The organism is Nocardia sp. NPDC060255 (genome assembly GCF_042727395.1).
In the GTDB taxonomy this organism is placed as follows: Bacteria; Actinomycetota; Actinomycetes; order Mycobacteriales; family Mycobacteriaceae; genus Nocardia.
The window spans coordinates 69163-84662 of sequence record NZ_JBHXAU010000014.1 but is presented as its reverse complement, the minus strand read 5'-3'; the positions used below and the strand labels follow the sequence as shown (position 1 = coordinate 84662).

The window sequence follows — 15500 nt, the reverse complement described above, 5'->3', positions numbered from 1 at the left end:
TGGAGGGGCACCATGACTGAGTTGAGCCGCGCCCGGTACGCGGAACTGTTCGGACCGACGACCGGTGACCGAATTCGCCTGGCCGACACCGATCTTTTCGTCGAGATCACCGAAGACCGCAGCGGCGGACCGGGTCTCGCGGGCGACGAGGCGGTCTTCGGCGGCGGCAAGGTGCTGCGCGAATCGATGGGCCAGTCCCGCGCGACCCGCGCCGACGGCGCCCCGGACACCGTGATCACCGGCGCGGTGATCATCGACCACTGGGGCATCATCAAGGCCGACATCGGCATTCGCGACGGCCGCATCTGCGCCATCGGCAAGGCGGGCAACCCCGACACCATGAACGGGGTGCATCCCGACCTGGTGGTCGGCCCGTCCACCGAGATCATCGCGGGCAACGGCCGCATCCTCACCGCGGGCGCCATCGACTGTCACGTGCACTTCATCTGTCCGCAGTTGATGGACGAGGCGCTCGGCGGCGGCATCACCACGCTGATCGGCGGCGGCACCGGTCCGGCCGAGGGCAGCAAGGCGACCACGGTCACCCCGGGCTCCTGGCATCTGGCCCGGATGCTCGAGGCCACCGACGGCTGGCCGCTGAACATCGTGCTGCTCGGCAAGGGCAACACCGTCAGCGCCGAGGCGATGTGGGAGCAATTGCGTGGCGGCGCAGCGGGTTTCAAGCTGCACGAGGACTGGGGCTCCACCCCGGCCGCGATCGACGCCTGCCTCACCGTCGCGGACGCGGCGGGTGTCCAGGTGGCTCTGCACTCGGACACGTTGAACGAGGCCGGTTTCGTCGAGGACACCCTCGGCGCCATCGCGGGCCGCGGCATCCACGCCTATCACACCGAGGGCGCGGGCGGCGGCCACGCGCCCGACATCATCACCGTCGCAGCACATCTCAACGTGCTGCCCAGTTCCACCAACCCGACCCGCCCGCACACCGTCAATACCCTCGACGAGCACCTCGACATGCTCATGGTGTGCCACCACCTGAGCGCCTCCATCCCGGAGGATCTCGCGTTCGCGGAGAGCCGGATCCGCCCGTCCACCATCGCGGCCGAGGATCTGCTGCACGACCTCGGCGCGATCTCGATGATCGGCAGCGACTCCCAGGCCATGGGCCGGATCGGCGAGGTGGTCATTCGCACCTGGCAGACCGCGCACGTGATGAAGCGCCGCCGCGGCGCGCTGCCCGGCGACGGCGCGGCCGACAACGCCAGGGTGCGGCGCTACATCGCGAAATACACCATCTGCCCGGCCGTCGCGCACGGCCTCGACCACGAGATCGGCTCCGTCGAGGTCGGCAAGCTCGCCGACCTGGTGCTGTGGGAGCCCGCCTTCTTCGGCGTCCGCCCGCACGCGGTGCTGAAGGGCGGCGCCATCGCCTGGGCCGCGATGGGCGACGCCAACGCGTCCATCCCGACCCCGCAGCCGGTGCTGCCCCGCCCGATGTTCGGCGCGGCTCCGCTCGTCGCGGCCGCCACCTCACTGCATTTCGTCTCCGAGCAGGCCATCGACGACGGCCTCGTCGACCGCCTGCGGATCAATCGAAAACTGGCCCCGGTCAAGAACGTTCGCGATCGCCAGAAGACCGACATGCCGCACAACGACGCCATGCCGCGCATCGAAGTCGATCCGGACACCTTCACCGTGCGCATCGACGGCGAGGTCTGGACCGAGCAGCCCGCCACCGAACTCCCGATGGCCCAGCGGTATTTCCTGTTCTGACGGCTACGGCGACAGGTCGACCATCATGGTGGCCAGGTCGAGCGCGGCCGCGCAGGGGTCGAGTGCTGTTGCCTGCGAACGGTTCTGGACCCGCCAGGTGATGGCGCCGTTGGCGGCGGCGGTGACCGCGCAGTCGCCGGGGTCGTGCGGGTTGCGGATGTAGAACGCGGTCGCGGTGACCGTGCCGAGGACGTGCTTGGTGATCACCATGTGCTCGGTCTGGAAACCGTCGGCTCGGGCGCGGTCCCACAGCTGCTGCAGCGAGTCCTGCGCGGAGTAGGTGAAGCTGACGGTCGCGTCGCCGTCGCCGACCTGCGCCTCCCAGTAGCAGACCTGCGGTGAGTGGTGCGTGGTCAGGCCTGCCGCGTGCACGGCGTCGCTGATCTGCTGGTTGGTCAGCGGCGCGCAATCGGCGAACGGGTTCGCGGGCGCCGCGGGGGCGGCGTCCGGCGTGCTCGCGCTGCTACATCCCGTCACCAATCCGGCCAGGGCAATAACGGCAAGTCCGACATTACGGACAGAGAACGGGTTCATCACCGCTCCCTTTCTGGATCATTAACGGGTCAGACCAGGTCACGGTACCCAGCGGCCCGCCGGAACGCGACCTGAGCAGGGGCGATCTTGCTCTCAGTCGCCCAGGCCCGGCGGCAGCTGCCCGCCGTGCAGTCGGTGGTGCCGGAAGGCGAGGCGGACGATGTCGGCGATGCCGGGATCGGCGATCACGTAGACGTTGCGCCGGCCCTCTTTGCGCATGTGCACCAGACCGGCCAGTTTGAGCTTCGCGAGGTGCTGGCTGACCGCAGGCACGGTTTGACCGATCTCGGCGGCCAGCGAGCCCACGTCGCGTTCGCCCTGACCGAGCAGCCAGAGGATCTGCAGCCGGGCGGTGGCCGCGAGCATGCCGAAAACCGCTGCCGCGTCATGGAGTTGAGCCGCCGGGAGGGGGCCCGGCTCGCCGTGCTCGGTCACGTCCGCCTCCAGCAAGGAGCGCTTGCGAGCCGCGAATGCGCGGGGCCGCATGTCCGTAGCGTGGCATGGAGTCGAATACTTGCGCAACTGATTGACGAACGTACGACGGCGGGTTTCTAATAATGGGTGCGCAATTCTGCGTAGTGAGCAACCAACCGAAGCGGGGTGAGCGGCTGATGCCGGTTGACAGTATCGACGTCTCTAGCCGGACCGCCTTAGCGAAACGGGTTGTGCCGGTTCGTCGTTGATCTGCCCGCGCGATCCGCGGCCGAGCTGAGCGGCCGGCCGATCGCCTGACGCGGCACCAATTCTCAACATTCTTCGACCCGACGGGTCCGGCGCGTACGGCGTCGGCCTGCGTAGTCGGTGTGACCGTCCCGGACGGCCGCACCGGCATCCGGGCGCGGCTGCCTGCTGTCCGCGCCCGGCCCGCGGCAGGCGGGCGTGTCACCACCAGACGTTGTCACCATCAGACGCTACGAAGCATTGGAGTTCCGCCATGGCGATCATGTTCAAGAGGGCCGAAACACCGCACCGCGCACCGAATTTGGAGCGACAGTCGATCTGGTTCACGGTCGGCCTCTATCTGCTCATCAGTGCGGGACTGCTGACGATGCATTACGCCCACCCGCAGGCACCCGTCGGCTCGTCGTCCGTCTCGCCCGCCCACTCGTCCTACGGTCAGTAGCGATGCGTGCCCTTACCAGCGCCGTGACCACCGACCGGTTCGACACCGAAGTCCTGCAACAACATTGGATTCCGCTGGCGGCGGCCGACGCCGATACCGCCGCGGTACTGCGCGAACGGCTCGGCGTAGACTTCGCCGCCGCGCGCAACCGGGTCTGGGAGACCGACAACTTCCTCTACTTACCGGTCGTCGCCAACTACAAGCGCGGCGACGCCATCGAACGCGAAACCATTGTCTTCGCACTGGGTTCGGAGTTCTTGGTGACGCTGCAACCGGACGAGCACTTCGTCCCGTTCGACAAGGCGATCGCGAAGATGCGCCGCAACCCGACCCTCACCGGTTCCTCGCACGGCGTCATGTACGCGCTGTTGTGGGCGCTGAACGAGGCGTCCGAGCGGGTGATCTACTACGCCAGCGACGCGCTGGAGGCGATGAACGACGAGATCGAGATGGCCACCAACGGTTACGACCAGCGCGGCCGCGAGATCGGCGTCGCCGACATGCGCGGCACCATGTCGCGGATGAACGCGGCCGAGGAGATCGTCTCGCGCACCCAGGAGACCCAGCTCCAATTGGCCCGCGCCGCACGACATCTGATGGCCGACATCACCGTGCACAGCGCCGAGCTGGAGAGCCTGCTCGCCATCCTGATCGCCGACGTCGACGGGGTGAAGCAGCACGCGGGCTTTGAGCATGACAAGGTGCGCTACCTGCAGCAGTCGGTGATGACCTGGCTCGACGTCAAACAGAACCAGATCGTCAAGGTGTTCACCATCATCACCGCGGTCTTCCTGCCGCCCACCCTGATCGCCACCTTCTACGGCATGAACTTCACCTGGATGCCCGAACTCGAATGGCAGCACGGTTTTCTCGCGACCACCCTCATGACACTGGTGGCCGCCGTGATCCCGCTCGCCTACATCAAGCGAAAGGGCTGGCTGCGCTGACCTTGTCGTGGCCCGAAGCGCGTGCCCGCGGCCGGCATTCAATATCATGACAAGCATGACGGCCGCCGGTAGCAGCTCGCCCGACGCGCCGCGTCCGGATGCCAGGACCGAACGATGGCGCGCGCATCGGGAGCAGGTGCGTGGCGAATTCGTCGACGCCGCCTTCCGGGCGCTCGCCGAACACGGGCCCGACGTGAGCATGGACGACATCGCGCGGGCGGCGGGCTGCGCCAAGCCGAAGCTGTATCGGCACTTCGCGGACAAGACCGACCTGTACCTGGCGATCCTGGAACGGGTGCAGAGCATGCTGTGGGAGCGGGTGCTCGCGAAGATCAGCCTGACCACCGATTCGGTGGCCGAGCTGATTCGCACCGCGATAGCCGAGTATGTCGCGGTGGTGGAGGCGCAGCCCGACGTGTTCCGCTTCCTGGTGCACAGTCGGCTGGCGCAGCAGGCCGAACAGCCCGAACGCGCCATCGAGGTGGCGCAGCGGTCGGCGCTGCTGGCGGCCCAGATGATCGAGGAGCGGCTCGAAGGGCAGAACGTCGATACCGGCAGCCTGGAGTTGACCGCCTACGCCATCTTCGGCGCGGTCGGCTCGGCCACCGACTGGTGGCTCGGCGCCAACCGGGCCAAAGCCGAGGTGATGTCGACCGAGCGGTTCGCCCAGCATGTGAGCATCATCGCCAGGAACATGCTGGACGGGGTCGCCGAGCTCAACAACCTACCGCTCGACGTGGCGAAACCGGCGCATCTGGCGTTCGAGCCGGAGTGAGTTACTGGTCGAAGGCGATGTGCACCCGGGGTGACTCCGGGAGGGTTTGGCAGGCGAGGGTCAGTCCGAGGGCGAGTTCGTCATCGATGAGGGCCTCGTTTTGCCGCATCCGGGTGCGCCCCTGTTTGACCGAGCAGACGCAAGTGCCGCAAGCGGATTCGCGGCAGACGTAGGGCGCGTCGATTCCGTTGTCCAGCAACACATCCAGTAGGGGAGTGTGCTTGGGCCAGTCCAGGACGTGGGTTTCACCGTCGATGTCCACCTCGACAACGGCTACGTCACCGAGTGGCGTGCTTCCGTTGCTGCGGACGGGTTCATCGAACGGATTCGATTGCAGGGAGCGGTATTCCTCGGTGTGGATGCGGGTCGTCGGCACGCGCAGCGCGGCGGCCGCGGTACCGACCACGGTCATGAATCCGGCAGGCCCGCAGAGGAACCAGTCGCGGCCAGCGTGCGGTCGTACCAGTTCCGCGACGGCCGCGACGGTGGGCAGCCCGCGCTCGGATTCGAGCCAATGCAGTACCTTCAGCCGACCTCGGTAACGGTGTGTCAAGTCGTCCAGCACGTCCGCGAAGATCACCGACTGCCGATCACGATTGGCATACAGCACAACAACATTCCCCTCCCCGCCGACCATCATGGATTTGATGATCGAGAGGACCGGCGTGATGCCGCTGCCCGCCGCGCACAGCAGCACATCGGCATCCAGCTCGCGCGGCCCGAACGCACCGGACGGCTCCAGCACCGTGATCAGGTCGCCGACCGCGACGGTGTCACAGATCAGGTTCGAGGCATAGCCGTCCGCGATCCGCTTGACCGTCACCGCGATCCGATCATCGCAGTGCGGGCTGCTGCACAGTGAATAACACCTCGCCACCGAGCCGGTACGCGCACTCGGCACCCGCACAGTGAGGAACTGACCCGGGCGATACCGGAACCGCTCACTGAGCTCGTCGGGCACCTCGAAGACCAAGGTGCGGGCATCGGCCGTCTCCTCGACCACCGCACTGACCTTCAGCTCATGGACACCTTTGTCCGCGGTCATCGTGCTACCTCGGCACCTCGACCGGCGCGGAATCAGGCTGTGCCGCTGAGGAAGTCACGGATACCGGATCGATGAACCGGAGCATCCGCCGCCCGATCCGTTCGATCCGCTCGACGTCCAACGGCTGGGTGATCCGCCGATTCACCCCCGGCGCGATCCGCAGCATGAAGTACCCCAACCACGCCTCCGTCCGCACCGGAACGACGGCGAGGTCGTACCGCACCGCGCGTTGCGCCGCCCGCGCCACCAGATCCGGACTCATCGGCGAGAACGGCAGTTTCGCCGCCATCTCCTGCACCCGCCGCGCCAGTTCCTTGCCGCGCGCGATCAACTCTTGGTCGACACCGACGGTGACGGCATGCTCGCCGATGTTGGTGTTGATCACACCGGGACAGATGGCACTGACCCCGATTCCCTTGGGCCCGAACTCGAGTCGCAGGCACTCGGTGAGCATCTTCACCCCGGCCTTGGATACCGAATACGCCGACATCACTGGCGTCGGTGTAAATGCCGCCGCCGACGCGATATTCACGATGTGCCCGCGCTTGCGGTCGTCGATCATCTGCTGTCCGAACACCCGGCAGCCGTGCACCACGCCGAGCAGATTCACGCTCAGCTGGCGATCCCAGTCGGCGGGCGTCAGATCCACGAACGCGCCGCTCACCAGCATGCCCGCGTTGTTGACCAGCACATCCGGCACACCGTGGTCCGCGAGCACGTCCCGGCCGAACGCTTCCCACGCCTTCGGATCGGTGACGTCGAGCCGGGCCGCGGAGGCCCGCCGCCCGTGCGCGTGGATCATCGCCTCGGTCGCCAAGGCGGAGTCCAGGTCCAGATCGGAAACCACCACGTGCGCACCGGCTTTGGCGAACCGGATCGCGATGGCCCGGCCGATGCCGCTGCCCGCACCGGTCACCACCACCAGTTCGGGGTGGATGTTGGTGATTCTCATACGGATTCCTCGAGGATCGCGCCGGTCCGCGGTGCGGGCACGGACTGCCGGTAGTGGTAGTCGTCGAGGTCGAAATGCCGGTTCTGCCAGTACATCTCGCCGTGCGTGGACGGACGGAACGGCGAATCGCCGTGGCTGTTGATGTAGTAGGTGTTCGACCCGTCGCAGGCGGAGGTGAACAGGAAGTTCTTCTCTTGGCGGCGCAGGCATTTGGCGAAGTACTCGTCGTGCGCGTGCTGACTGATCTCACACACGGTCGCACCGCGCCGCTTGGTCTCGGCGATGGCCCGGCTCAGGTGTGCGGCCGTGGCCTCGATCATCCAGATGTAGGAGCCGAGCACGAAGCCGTAAGGCCCGGTGATGGTGAACATATTCGGGAACCCGGGCACCGAGACACCGTGATAGGCCTGGAACCGATGGCGGTCCCAGAACTCCCCGAGGTCGAGCCCGTTGCGACCGGTCACCGGGAACGGCGGGATCGAATCCTTTTCCCACAGTTTGAATCCCGTGGCGCAGATCAGCACGTCGACCGGATGCTCCACCCCGTCCTCGGTGGTGATGCCGCGTTCGCCGATGAAGCCGATCGGCTCGGTGACCAGGCTGACATCCGCCCGATTGAACGTCGACAGGTAGTCGTTCGACATCGACGGGCGTTTACAACCGAGCCCGTATGCCGGAATCAGCTTCTCGCGGATGACCGGATCGTGCACCTGCGCCCGCATCCACCGGCGCGCCGGGATCTCGGCCAGCCGGCGGCCCGCGTCGCCGAGCCAGGTCGGGCCGGCCACCATGCCGCCCATGCCGATCTCGGTCGCGATGGTGCCGAACATGCGGATACCGGAATGCACCCAGGGACGTTCGAGGATCGCGCGGCCGATCGAACCGACGGCCGCATCGGATTTCGGGAACACCCAGATCGGTGTCCGCTGGAAGACGCTCAGGTGCGCCACCTTGTCGACGATGGCGGGCACCAGCTGCAGCGCGGTCGCGCCGGTCCCGATCACCGCGACCCGCTTGCCGGTCAGCGCGACATCGTCGTCCCACAGCGCCGTGTGCATCAGCGTGCCCGCGAAGTCGTGCAGGCCCGGAATGTCAGGCATCTTCGGCCGTTCCAGTCCGCCGATCGCCATTACGACGTAGCGCGCGGTGAGCGTGCGGCCGCCGTCGGTGCCGAGCAGCCACAGGCTGTCCTCGGCGTCGAACACCGCCGAGACGATCGTCGTGTTCAACCGCAGTTTCGGCCGCAGGCCGTACTTGTCGACCATGCCCTCGGCGTAGTCGCGCAACTCGGTGCCCGGCGCGAAGATTCGTGACCAGTCTCCGCGCTGCTCATAGGAGAAGCTGTAGATGAACGACGGGATATCCACGGCGACACCGGGATAGGTGTTGGCGTGCCACGTTCCACCGACCCGATCCCACTTGTCGACGATGACGAAGTCGTGGATGCCTTTGCGTTGCAGAGCGATCGCGGCTCCGATACCGCCGAACCCCGCGCCGACCACGATCGCCTCGTGGTCGGGCCGCACCGCGCTCATCGGACGCGATCCACGAGCGCGCCTTCGGCGCCGAACAATTCGGTCTGCCACTGCTGGAGCAGGGCCCCGGTGTCCACGTCGTCCGGGTGGAAACCCGGTTTCAGATACACCTGGATCTCGCTGAGCAGCCCGCGCACGATCGGTCCTCGAATCAGTCGGTAGGACTGCCGGGCGACCGTGATCGGCTGCCAGGCAGGGGGATCGGCGAGGATCGACGCGAGCACGCCCAGCCCGACCACCGGAATCGTGAAGGCGTACAGCACCGACATGACCGCGATCCGCAGCCACTCCGGCCCGTCGACCGAGCGATAGACGTCGAACGCCACCGACTTGTGTTCCAGTTCTTCGAGCGCGTGCCAGTTGAGCAGGTTGCGCACCTCGGGATCGCCCGCGAGTTCCTGGATTTCGGGACTGGACAGCACCCGCGCCGCCAGTACCGCGGTGTAGTGCTCGGCGGCGGCCGTGATGGCGAGGTGGGCGGCGGGCGGTGCCAGCCGCTCGGCCCGCCGCAGGAGTTCGCCACGCCCGCTGACGAAATGCGGCAGGGGATAGCCGAGCGCGAACAGCTGCTCGTTCAATCGGCCGTGCTGCTGGCCGTGCACCGCCTCCTGGCCGATGAACGCCGCGACCCGCTTCTTGAGCACCGGATCGGTGATCTGCTCGGTGAATCGGCGCACCGATCGGATGAACGATTCCTCGCCGGGCGGGAAGGCGGCCGAGAGCAGCGCGACGAGGTGGCTCAGCACGATGTCGTCGCCCGCGTAGTACTTGGTCATGGGTTCCGGTTCGCCGAACCGGAATTTCATCCGGCGCACCTTCGGGTAGCCGCCCGCGCCGTTTTTCCGCACGCTGGTAGTCATGTGAATCTCCGTTGATTCCAGGATTATTCGATTGCGATGAGTAACTACTTCAGGTGATCGACGAGGCTGCCTTCAGTGCCGAAGAGCTCTTTCTGCCAGTGCTCCAGCAACTCTCGCGAATCGATGTCGTCGGGATGGAAGTTGGGCCGCAGATACAGCACCAGCTCGCGGCCGATGCCGCGGAACACCGGCCCGCGGAACAGCGTGAGAGCTTCCCGGGCCAGGCTCAGCGGGTACTGCCGCGCGTCGGGGTCGCGGCTGAGCGACACGGTGAGCGTGACGGCGGTGAGCGGGAGAGTGAGCGCGACCAACGTCGCCATCGTGAGGATGCGCATCATCTCCGTGCCGCCGACCGCGCGGTACACGTCGAACGCCACCGACTTGTGCTCGAGTTCCTCGAAAGCGTGCCAGTTCAACAGGTTTCGCACTTCTTCGTCACCGGCCAGCGCCTGGATCTCCGGACTGGACAGCACGCGTTCGGCCAGCACCGCCGTGTAGTGCTCGGCCGCCGCGGTCGCCGCGAGATGCAGCCGCGCCGGGATGCGCTGCTCGAAACGCTTCTGCCGTTCGACGACCTCCGGTGCGTCCAGCCATTCGATGGCATAACCCATCTCGATCAGCTTCTCGTTGAGCCGCCGGTGTTCCTGGCCGTGCATCGCCTCCTGGCCGATGAACCCGGCCACCCGCTTCTTGAGCACCGGATCCGTGATCTGGTCCGCGAATCGGCGCACCGACCGGATGAACGATTCCTCGCCGGGCGGGAACCCCGCGGACAGTCCGGCGATGAAGTGGCTGAACACCATGTCGCCGCCCGCGTAGTACTTCGACATCGGCACCGGCTCGCCGAAGCGAAATCTGATCCGCCGCGCCTTCGGGTATCCGCTGCCCGTGCGTTCCCTGGCTCGCACACTTTGCTCGGTCATCTCGCACCTCATTGAGCTCGGTACCGTCAGTATGCGGTACTACTAGTACGATACCGTCCCAGACGGATAGAGCAAGAGGCGTTCACGATGACGCAGGTAGACGGAATTCTGTTGGGACCGTGCGTCAGCCGTGTCTGGTAACGCTGCGCGCCAAGTCGGTCAGACGATGGGCGCGGGCGTTCTCGGCCGGGGTGAAGGGTTCGTCAGCGCGGACGAAGATGAGCGGGCGATCGGGCTGCCACGGCACGACCAGAGTGGTGCCGTCGAACGTGAGGTCGCGGTGGGCGAAGGTGCCGGGGGTGAGATAGCGGGCGCCGAGCAGTTCGGCGATGGCGAGCGGGAGTTCCTCGGGATCGGCCGCCACCCGGCTTGCGATGCCCAGCGCCTTGGTCTGACCGTCGATCAGGGCGAACGCCGAGGCGGGCCAGATGCGGACCCCGGATCCGCCGGCGTGTACGACCGTCGACGACAGCGCGTCCGGGCTGATGCCGGTCGGTGCCGCGATGACCAGTTCGTTGAGAACGCCCGATTCGAGTTGGTGCACATGGACATTGAGGATGTTGGCGCCGCGACGGGCCAGGTGCCTGGCCAGTGCCTCGAGCTGGCCCGGACGGTCGTCGACGCGGACGCGGATGCGCCACAGGGTGGGCGCGCGGTCGACGTCGTCGCGGCTACGGAGTTCGGGGCCGTGCAGCCATGCGCCGAGCATGCGCGTTGCGGAGGGCTCGACGACCCAGATGATGAGCGTTGTGGTGCTGATCGTCAGCAAGGCCACGGTGAGTAAATAAGGTGGGTCGAAGTGGACGACCAGCGCATGCAGCGCGAGCTCGACCGGAAATACGGCGGCCAATTTGGCCAGCGTCAAGCGCGCTCGGCGTGGGTGCGGCAAACGGCCGCAAACATCGCACGCCAGCACATGTACACGATGTCGAGATCGCATCGGACGCATGCGCACAGCGTCCGGTCAGAACATTTCCGATCGCGTGCCGAATGTGTAACGCAGCGGTGAAATCGGGCGGGAAAGCCGTTGAGCGGCAGGGGTTTACGTGGTGATGCTCAACACAGGGTCGGTGGTAGGTGTCGGAGCGCACATTGACTGGAAAAGTCGGTGGCAATCGTGGTGTGTCGCCGTTGATGTGCCCGACCTTCGCTTGGTCCGAATAGTGCTGAATGTCCATGTATTTCGCGAATCGGCGGAATGGCGCGCTTTGGGTGTCAAAACCATTTCGACGATATGGACATGAATCTTTACGTCGGGATCGCCGGATTGCTGAAACTGGATTTGCCGGAGGTTTGTATCGGCGCATTCGCCACGGCGTAGATGATCGCCGCCGTGGCGATTAATCCGATTGCCGGTTCGCCCGGCCTGGCCCTCGATCCCGGCGAGTGGGTGGCGTCGCTGTGGGGATCGCCAGTGGGGGACCTTCGTCGGACGTGACTTCTGAACTGCGGAGAAGCCCCGCCCTCGCTGGTTTCGAGGTTCGGGGCTTCCCGCTGGTTACCTGCGTGTCAACCCTCTCGTGACGAAATGTTTGCTCAAATGTTGCGGAGTTGCGCGTGTCGGGCTACGTTCATAGCGAACGGATAGTCGTAAGTGCCCTGCCTGTTGAGTAATACCGGGAGTATCCGATGCGGAACCGACTTGTAGCTGCAACATTGCCTGTGCTGGGTCGTGCGTGACATGACCATGATGATCACCCCAGATGACGACCTGCTGGCCACGAACGAGTTCCTCCGGGACGGCGTCCGAATGAGCGTCCTGATCGGCCGCCCCCAGCCCTATGCCACCGGCGGGGGCTGGCGCTGCCGAGTCCGGGTCGAATGCGGTACCACGCGCCTCGAACAGTCCCAGGTGGTAGCCCCGACCGCCCAGGAAGTCCTCCGGCTGGCGCTCGAGCTGGTAACCACCCGCCTCGGCATGACCGAATCGGAGTTCTTCGAGGGCGCCACGATGAGTCCCGCCGCCTAACTCCTTGCGGCCCAGCCGAATTCGATCACGGGACAAGTACGAGCTTGCCCGGGGCGTGTCCGCTGATCCCGGCCTGATGCGCCTTCGCCGCCTCCGCGAGGGGGTAGACGTTGTCGATCAGTACCCGCAGCTCACCCGCGCCCGCGCGGGCCGCCAGCTCGGCCCGCGCAGCCTGCCGGAACTCGGTGCCCGCGTCCTCGCCCGGCCCATAGCCGAGCACCTTGATCCCGGCGGCCAAGCGGCCGTCACCGCCGGTGATCGAGACGATGCGCTGCGGGTCGGCCACCAACTCGAGGGATGTTTCGAGCGCTTCCTCGCTGCCCGCGCAGTCCACCGCGGCGGTGATGCCATCGGGCGCAGCAGCCCGCACACGGTCGAGCAACCCGCTGCCATAAGTCACCGGGACGGCGCCGAGGCCGTGCAGCACTTCGTGATTGCGTTCGGCGGCGGTGGCGATCACCGTCGCGCCCAGCGCGGTGGCCAATTGCACGGCCAGCAAACCGACTCCGCCGGCGGCGCCATGGATGAGGACGGTATCGCCCGCACCCACACCGGCGGCGTGCAGGGCGTGCGTCGCCGTGAGGCCCGCGAGCATCAACGCCCCGGCCTCGGGCCAGCCGAGCTCGGCGGGCTTGGGGATCAGCGCGGTGACGGGTGCGGCGACGTAATCGGCATAGGCGCCGGAGGCCGGGTAGACGATGACCTCATCGCCGACCTGGACCCCGGTGACGTCCGCACCGACGGCCGTGACAACGCCCGCGCACTCCATGCCGAGCCGAGGCAGGTCCGACGCGACCCCGGCGGCATCCTTGTGTTCGTCGTCCACGGTGTGGAAGGCGCCGCTGTAGACCTTCCAGTCGATCGGGTTGACCCCGGCTGCGCGGACTTCCACGACGACTCCGTCGACGGCAGGCTGCGGGACGGGTGTCTCGACGATCTCGAGGACCTCCGGTGTGCCATAAGCCGTCGGTCGTACGGTCCTCGCCATAGTGCTCACTCCTGTATTGGTTCGTCGGTCACTGCGCACGCAGCGGCCAGGTGGATGCATGTTGTCTCGTAATGCGATGTCGCTGAACGGAACCCGAATCCCCTGCTTATCGGGGCGGCCGGAAAGCTACGTTCGCTATGAACACAGTCTCTGTCGCCGGTGGCATGATGTCCAGTGCATAGTTTGCACAGTCATATTGCGTTGAACGCAACAATCGACGGAGGGGTCGGCGCCAACGCCGGTTGGTAGGCGACGGTACGGCGTCGATTGGTTGTGCCCGTGGTGAACACGGTGCGCCCAGGGCGTCGTGCGGGCATGCTGGAGGGGTTGGTGCAAACGTGTAATCAGGGGTGGTGGTCGACGTGGACGATGACGCCGCGATGGATGCCTATTCGCGCACGGTGACCAGGGTTGCCGCGTCGGTCACGCCGCACGTGGCCAGCGTGCGGACCAGACGGGGGAGCGGCTCGGCGGTCGTGTTCACCGATGACGGTTTCATGCTGACGAACGCGCACGTCATCGGGTCGGCCAGCGGCGGCGAGGTGGTGTTCGCCGACGGGGTGGAAGCCAAGTTCGATGTCGTCGGCATCGATCCGCTGTCGGATCTCGCGGTGCTGCGCTCCCGCAACGGCGCACCCGGGGCGGTCACGCTGGGCGACGCGGACGAACTCGTCGTCGGCCAGCTGGTGGTTGCCGTCGGCAGCCCACTCGGTCTCGCCGGTTCGGTCACCGCCGGAGTGGTGAGCGCGCTGGGCCGGGCGGTCCCGGTCGCCTCACGCCGTGCGGGACGAGTGATCGAAGACGTGATCCAAACCGATGCCGCGCTCAATCCCGGCAATTCCGGTGGGGCACTGTCGGATTCGGCGGGCCGCGTAGTCGGTATCAACACCGCCGTCGCCGGAATCGGCCTCGGCCTGGCGATTCCGATCAACGCCACCACTCGACGCATCATCGGGACTCTGCACACCGAAGGCCGGGTCCGCCGCGCCTACCTCGGCCTGGTCGGCATGCCCGCACCGCTGCCCGCCGCTGTCGCCGCGCGTACCGGTCAAGCCGCCGGTGTCCGCATCATGGAGGTAGTCCGCGGCGGCCCCGCGGAAGCGGCGGGCCTGCGCCGCGGCGACTTGGTCCTCAGTGTCGCCCGCGCCGAAGTCCGTGACGCCCAAGGCATTCAGCGTCAGCTCTTCGCCGACGCGATCGGTGTCAAACTGCCTGTCACGGTCCTGCGCAACGGTGCGATGGTCGACGTCATCGCAGTGCCGATCGAATTGACCGTCGACTGACGGCGCCACCCGCTGCCTGACCCGCCGCATGCGATTTCGTGTGCGGCCGATCGGCTATTCGGCGACGGCGGTCGGTGTGGGCTCGACGGTGACCGGGGCCGGTTCGTCGGCCTGATAGCCCCAGCGTGTGTCTATGACCAGTCCGATCAAGCCGACCGCGATCAGCACTGCGGAGAACACGATCAGCGCTGGGTGCGTAGTACCGGTGAGGGCGTCGCCGAGGATGACGGTCCCGATGGTGCCGGGGAGGACGCCGATCAGCGTGGCGATCATGTACGGCCAGAAGCGGATCGAGGAGAGCCCGCAGCAATAGTTGATCACTGAGAAGGGCACCGCGGCGATCAGGCGCAGCGAGCCGACGGCCAGCCAGCCGCGGCGCTGTAGCCGATCGTCGACGGCGCGCACGGCCGGATGGGTGAGTCGGGACGCGACCTGCTCGCGATCGAGCGCACGCACCAGCAGGATGGCAAGCGCGGCACTGATCGTCGTCGCGCCGACGGCGAGGGCGATGCCGAGCACGGGACCGAACAGCAGTCCGGCACTGACCGTGAACACGGTGCGCGGGATCGGCGCGACCGTCACCAGCGCGTGCACCACGAAGAACAGCACCGGAAAGATCGGACCGACCGAGGTCGCCCAGTCTTGGATCTGCCGCGGACTGGGGAGCGGGACCAGCATCGCCGCCACGAACAACGCGACGACACCGACGATCAACGCGAGCACGCGCGGGTCACGGATCAGCCTGGTCACCGGGGCCAGATTACCGGGTGGTAGTGGTACTAGGGGACAACGCGTTGCGGAGTTCCCGCTAGCATCAGAAGAAACGGGACGA

The 15500-nt window shown here is 66.7% G+C and carries 16 protein-coding genes; 6 read left to right on the top strand and 10 right to left on the bottom strand.

What is annotated here, in order from left to right; translation table 11 throughout:
* The first annotated feature begins 12 nt into the window (after window positions 1-12).
* Window positions 13-1734, top strand: a complete 1722-nt coding sequence (locus ACFWF1_RS24915) for an urease subunit alpha (protein WP_379291515.1) — start codon at window positions 13-15, stop codon at window positions 1732-1734.
* A gap of 3 nt (window positions 1735-1737) precedes the next feature.
* On the opposite strand, the gene ACFWF1_RS24910 is transcribed toward ACFWF1_RS24915, so the two are convergent.
* Window positions 1738-2268, bottom strand: coding sequence for a DUF3558 family protein (locus tag ACFWF1_RS24910; protein ID WP_379291517.1), 531 nt, complete (start codon window positions 2266-2268; stop codon window positions 1738-1740).
* Between the two features lie 93 nt (window positions 2269-2361).
* Window positions 2362-2754, bottom strand: a complete 393-nt coding sequence (locus tag ACFWF1_RS24905) for an ArsR/SmtB family transcription factor (protein ID WP_379291519.1) — start codon at window positions 2752-2754, stop codon at window positions 2362-2364.
* Window positions 2755-3202: 448 nt separating this feature from the next.
* Between ACFWF1_RS24905 and ACFWF1_RS24900 the strand changes: the two genes are divergently transcribed.
* From ACFWF1_RS24900 to ACFWF1_RS24890, 3 genes are read left to right on the top strand one after another with little or no spacing between them, the layout of a single operon-like run.
* Window positions 3203-3391, top strand: a complete 189-nt coding sequence (locus ACFWF1_RS24900) for a hypothetical protein (RefSeq protein ID WP_379291521.1) — start codon at window positions 3203-3205, stop codon at window positions 3389-3391.
* 2 nt (window positions 3392-3393) lie between these two features.
* Window positions 3394-4338 carry a CorA family divalent cation transporter gene (locus ACFWF1_RS24895; RefSeq protein ID WP_379291522.1) on the top strand — a complete coding sequence of 315 codons (945 nt, stop codon included), beginning with the start codon at window positions 3394-3396 and terminating at the stop codon, window positions 4336-4338.
* Window positions 4339-4393: 55 nt separating this feature from the next.
* Window positions 4394-5113, top strand: coding sequence for a TetR/AcrR family transcriptional regulator (locus ACFWF1_RS24890; RefSeq protein WP_379291524.1), 720 nt, complete (start codon window positions 4394-4396; stop codon window positions 5111-5113).
* A gap of 1 nt (window position 5114) precedes the next feature.
* Here the strand turns inward: ACFWF1_RS24890 and ACFWF1_RS24885 are convergent, their stop codons facing one another.
* From ACFWF1_RS24885 to ACFWF1_RS24860, 6 genes are all read right to left on the bottom strand, one after another.
* On the bottom strand, window positions 5115-6158 hold the full coding sequence (locus tag ACFWF1_RS24885; protein ID WP_379291526.1) for a 2Fe-2S iron-sulfur cluster-binding protein: 1044 nt from the start codon (window positions 6156-6158) through the stop codon (window positions 5115-5117).
* A gap of 4 nt (window positions 6159-6162) precedes the next feature.
* On the bottom strand, window positions 6163-7110 hold the full coding sequence (locus tag ACFWF1_RS24880; protein ID WP_379291528.1) for an SDR family NAD(P)-dependent oxidoreductase: 948 nt from the start codon (window positions 7108-7110) through the stop codon (window positions 6163-6165).
* On the bottom strand, window positions 7107-8645 hold the full coding sequence (locus ACFWF1_RS24875) for a flavin-containing monooxygenase (protein ID WP_379291530.1): 1539 nt from the start codon (window positions 8643-8645) through the stop codon (window positions 7107-7109). The genes ACFWF1_RS24880 and ACFWF1_RS24875 overlap by 4 nt, the downstream gene beginning before the upstream one ends.
* A complete protein-coding gene (locus ACFWF1_RS24870) occupies window positions 8642-9505 on the bottom strand; it encodes a metal-dependent hydrolase (RefSeq protein ID WP_379291531.1) in 864 nt (287 codons plus the stop codon). The genes ACFWF1_RS24875 and ACFWF1_RS24870 overlap by 4 nt, the downstream gene beginning before the upstream one ends.
* Window positions 9506-9549: 44 nt before the next feature.
* Window positions 9550-10428, bottom strand: coding sequence for a metal-dependent hydrolase (locus ACFWF1_RS24865; protein ID WP_379291533.1), 879 nt, complete (start codon window positions 10426-10428; stop codon window positions 9550-9552).
* A 124-nt stretch (window positions 10429-10552) separates the two neighbouring features.
* Window positions 10553-11377, bottom strand: a complete 825-nt coding sequence (locus ACFWF1_RS24860; RefSeq protein WP_379291534.1) for an amino acid-binding protein — start codon at window positions 11375-11377, stop codon at window positions 10553-10555.
* Between the two features lie 741 nt (window positions 11378-12118).
* Here ACFWF1_RS24860 and ACFWF1_RS24855 point away from each other — a divergent pair.
* Window positions 12119-12397 carry a hypothetical protein gene (locus tag ACFWF1_RS24855; RefSeq protein WP_379291535.1) on the top strand — a complete coding sequence of 93 codons (279 nt, stop codon included), beginning with the start codon at window positions 12119-12121 and terminating at the stop codon, window positions 12395-12397.
* 25 nt (window positions 12398-12422) lie between these two features.
* Here the strand turns inward: ACFWF1_RS24855 and ACFWF1_RS24850 are convergent, their stop codons facing one another.
* Entirely contained in the window at window positions 12423-13385 is a 963-nt protein-coding gene (locus tag ACFWF1_RS24850; RefSeq protein WP_379291537.1) for an NADP-dependent oxidoreductase, read from the bottom strand.
* Window positions 13386-13765: 380 nt separating this feature from the next.
* Between ACFWF1_RS24850 and ACFWF1_RS24845 the strand changes: the two genes are divergently transcribed.
* Window positions 13766-14668, top strand: a complete 903-nt coding sequence (locus ACFWF1_RS24845; RefSeq protein ID WP_379291625.1) for a S1C family serine protease — start codon at window positions 13766-13768, stop codon at window positions 14666-14668.
* 54 nt (window positions 14669-14722) lie between these two features.
* Here ACFWF1_RS24845 and ACFWF1_RS24840 read toward each other — a convergent pair whose 3' ends face one another.
* Complete coding sequence (locus tag ACFWF1_RS24840; protein ID WP_379291538.1) at window positions 14723-15418, bottom strand: TVP38/TMEM64 family protein; 696 nt, start codon at window positions 15416-15418, stop codon at window positions 14723-14725.
* Window positions 15419-15500 lie beyond the last annotated feature (82 nt).

Excerpts from the sequence above, each read along its gene's own strand:
- ACFWF1_RS24855 (WP_379291535.1), top strand. The coding sequence starts at position 12,119 with ATGATCACCCCAGATGACGACCTGCTGGCCACGAACGAGTTCCTCCGG.
- ACFWF1_RS24860 (WP_379291534.1), bottom strand. The coding sequence starts at position 11,377 with ATGCGTCCGATGCGATCTCGACATCGTGTACATGTGCTGGCGTGCGAT.
- ACFWF1_RS24865 (WP_379291533.1), bottom strand. The coding sequence starts at position 10,428 with ATGACCGAGCAAAGTGTGCGAGCCAGGGAACGCACGGGCAGCGGATAC.
- ACFWF1_RS24910 (WP_379291517.1), bottom strand. The coding sequence starts at position 2,268 with ATGAACCCGTTCTCTGTCCGTAATGTCGGACTTGCCGTTATTGCCCTG.
- ACFWF1_RS24870 (WP_379291531.1), bottom strand. The coding sequence starts at position 9,505 with ATGACTACCAGCGTGCGGAAAAACGGCGCGGGCGGCTACCCGAAGGTG.
- ACFWF1_RS24915 (WP_379291515.1), top strand. The coding sequence starts at position 13 with ATGACTGAGTTGAGCCGCGCCCGGTACGCGGAACTGTTCGGACCGACG.
- ACFWF1_RS24905 (WP_379291519.1), bottom strand. The coding sequence starts at position 2,754 with ATGCGGCCCCGCGCATTCGCGGCTCGCAAGCGCTCCTTGCTGGAGGCG.
- ACFWF1_RS24850 (WP_379291537.1), bottom strand. The coding sequence starts at position 13,385 with ATGGCGAGGACCGTACGACCGACGGCTTATGGCACACCGGAGGTCCTC.
- ACFWF1_RS24895 (WP_379291522.1), top strand. The coding sequence starts at position 3,394 with ATGCGTGCCCTTACCAGCGCCGTGACCACCGACCGGTTCGACACCGAA.
- ACFWF1_RS24900 (WP_379291521.1), top strand. The coding sequence starts at position 3,203 with ATGGCGATCATGTTCAAGAGGGCCGAAACACCGCACCGCGCACCGAAT.
- ACFWF1_RS24885 (WP_379291526.1), bottom strand. The coding sequence starts at position 6,158 with ATGACCGCGGACAAAGGTGTCCATGAGCTGAAGGTCAGTGCGGTGGTC.
- ACFWF1_RS24890 (WP_379291524.1), top strand. The coding sequence starts at position 4,394 with ATGACGGCCGCCGGTAGCAGCTCGCCCGACGCGCCGCGTCCGGATGCC.
- ACFWF1_RS24880 (WP_379291528.1), bottom strand. The coding sequence starts at position 7,110 with ATGAGAATCACCAACATCCACCCCGAACTGGTGGTGGTGACCGGTGCG.
- ACFWF1_RS24875 (WP_379291530.1), bottom strand. The coding sequence starts at position 8,645 with ATGAGCGCGGTGCGGCCCGACCACGAGGCGATCGTGGTCGGCGCGGGG.
- ACFWF1_RS24845 (WP_379291625.1), top strand. The coding sequence starts at position 13,766 with ATGGATGCCTATTCGCGCACGGTGACCAGGGTTGCCGCGTCGGTCACG.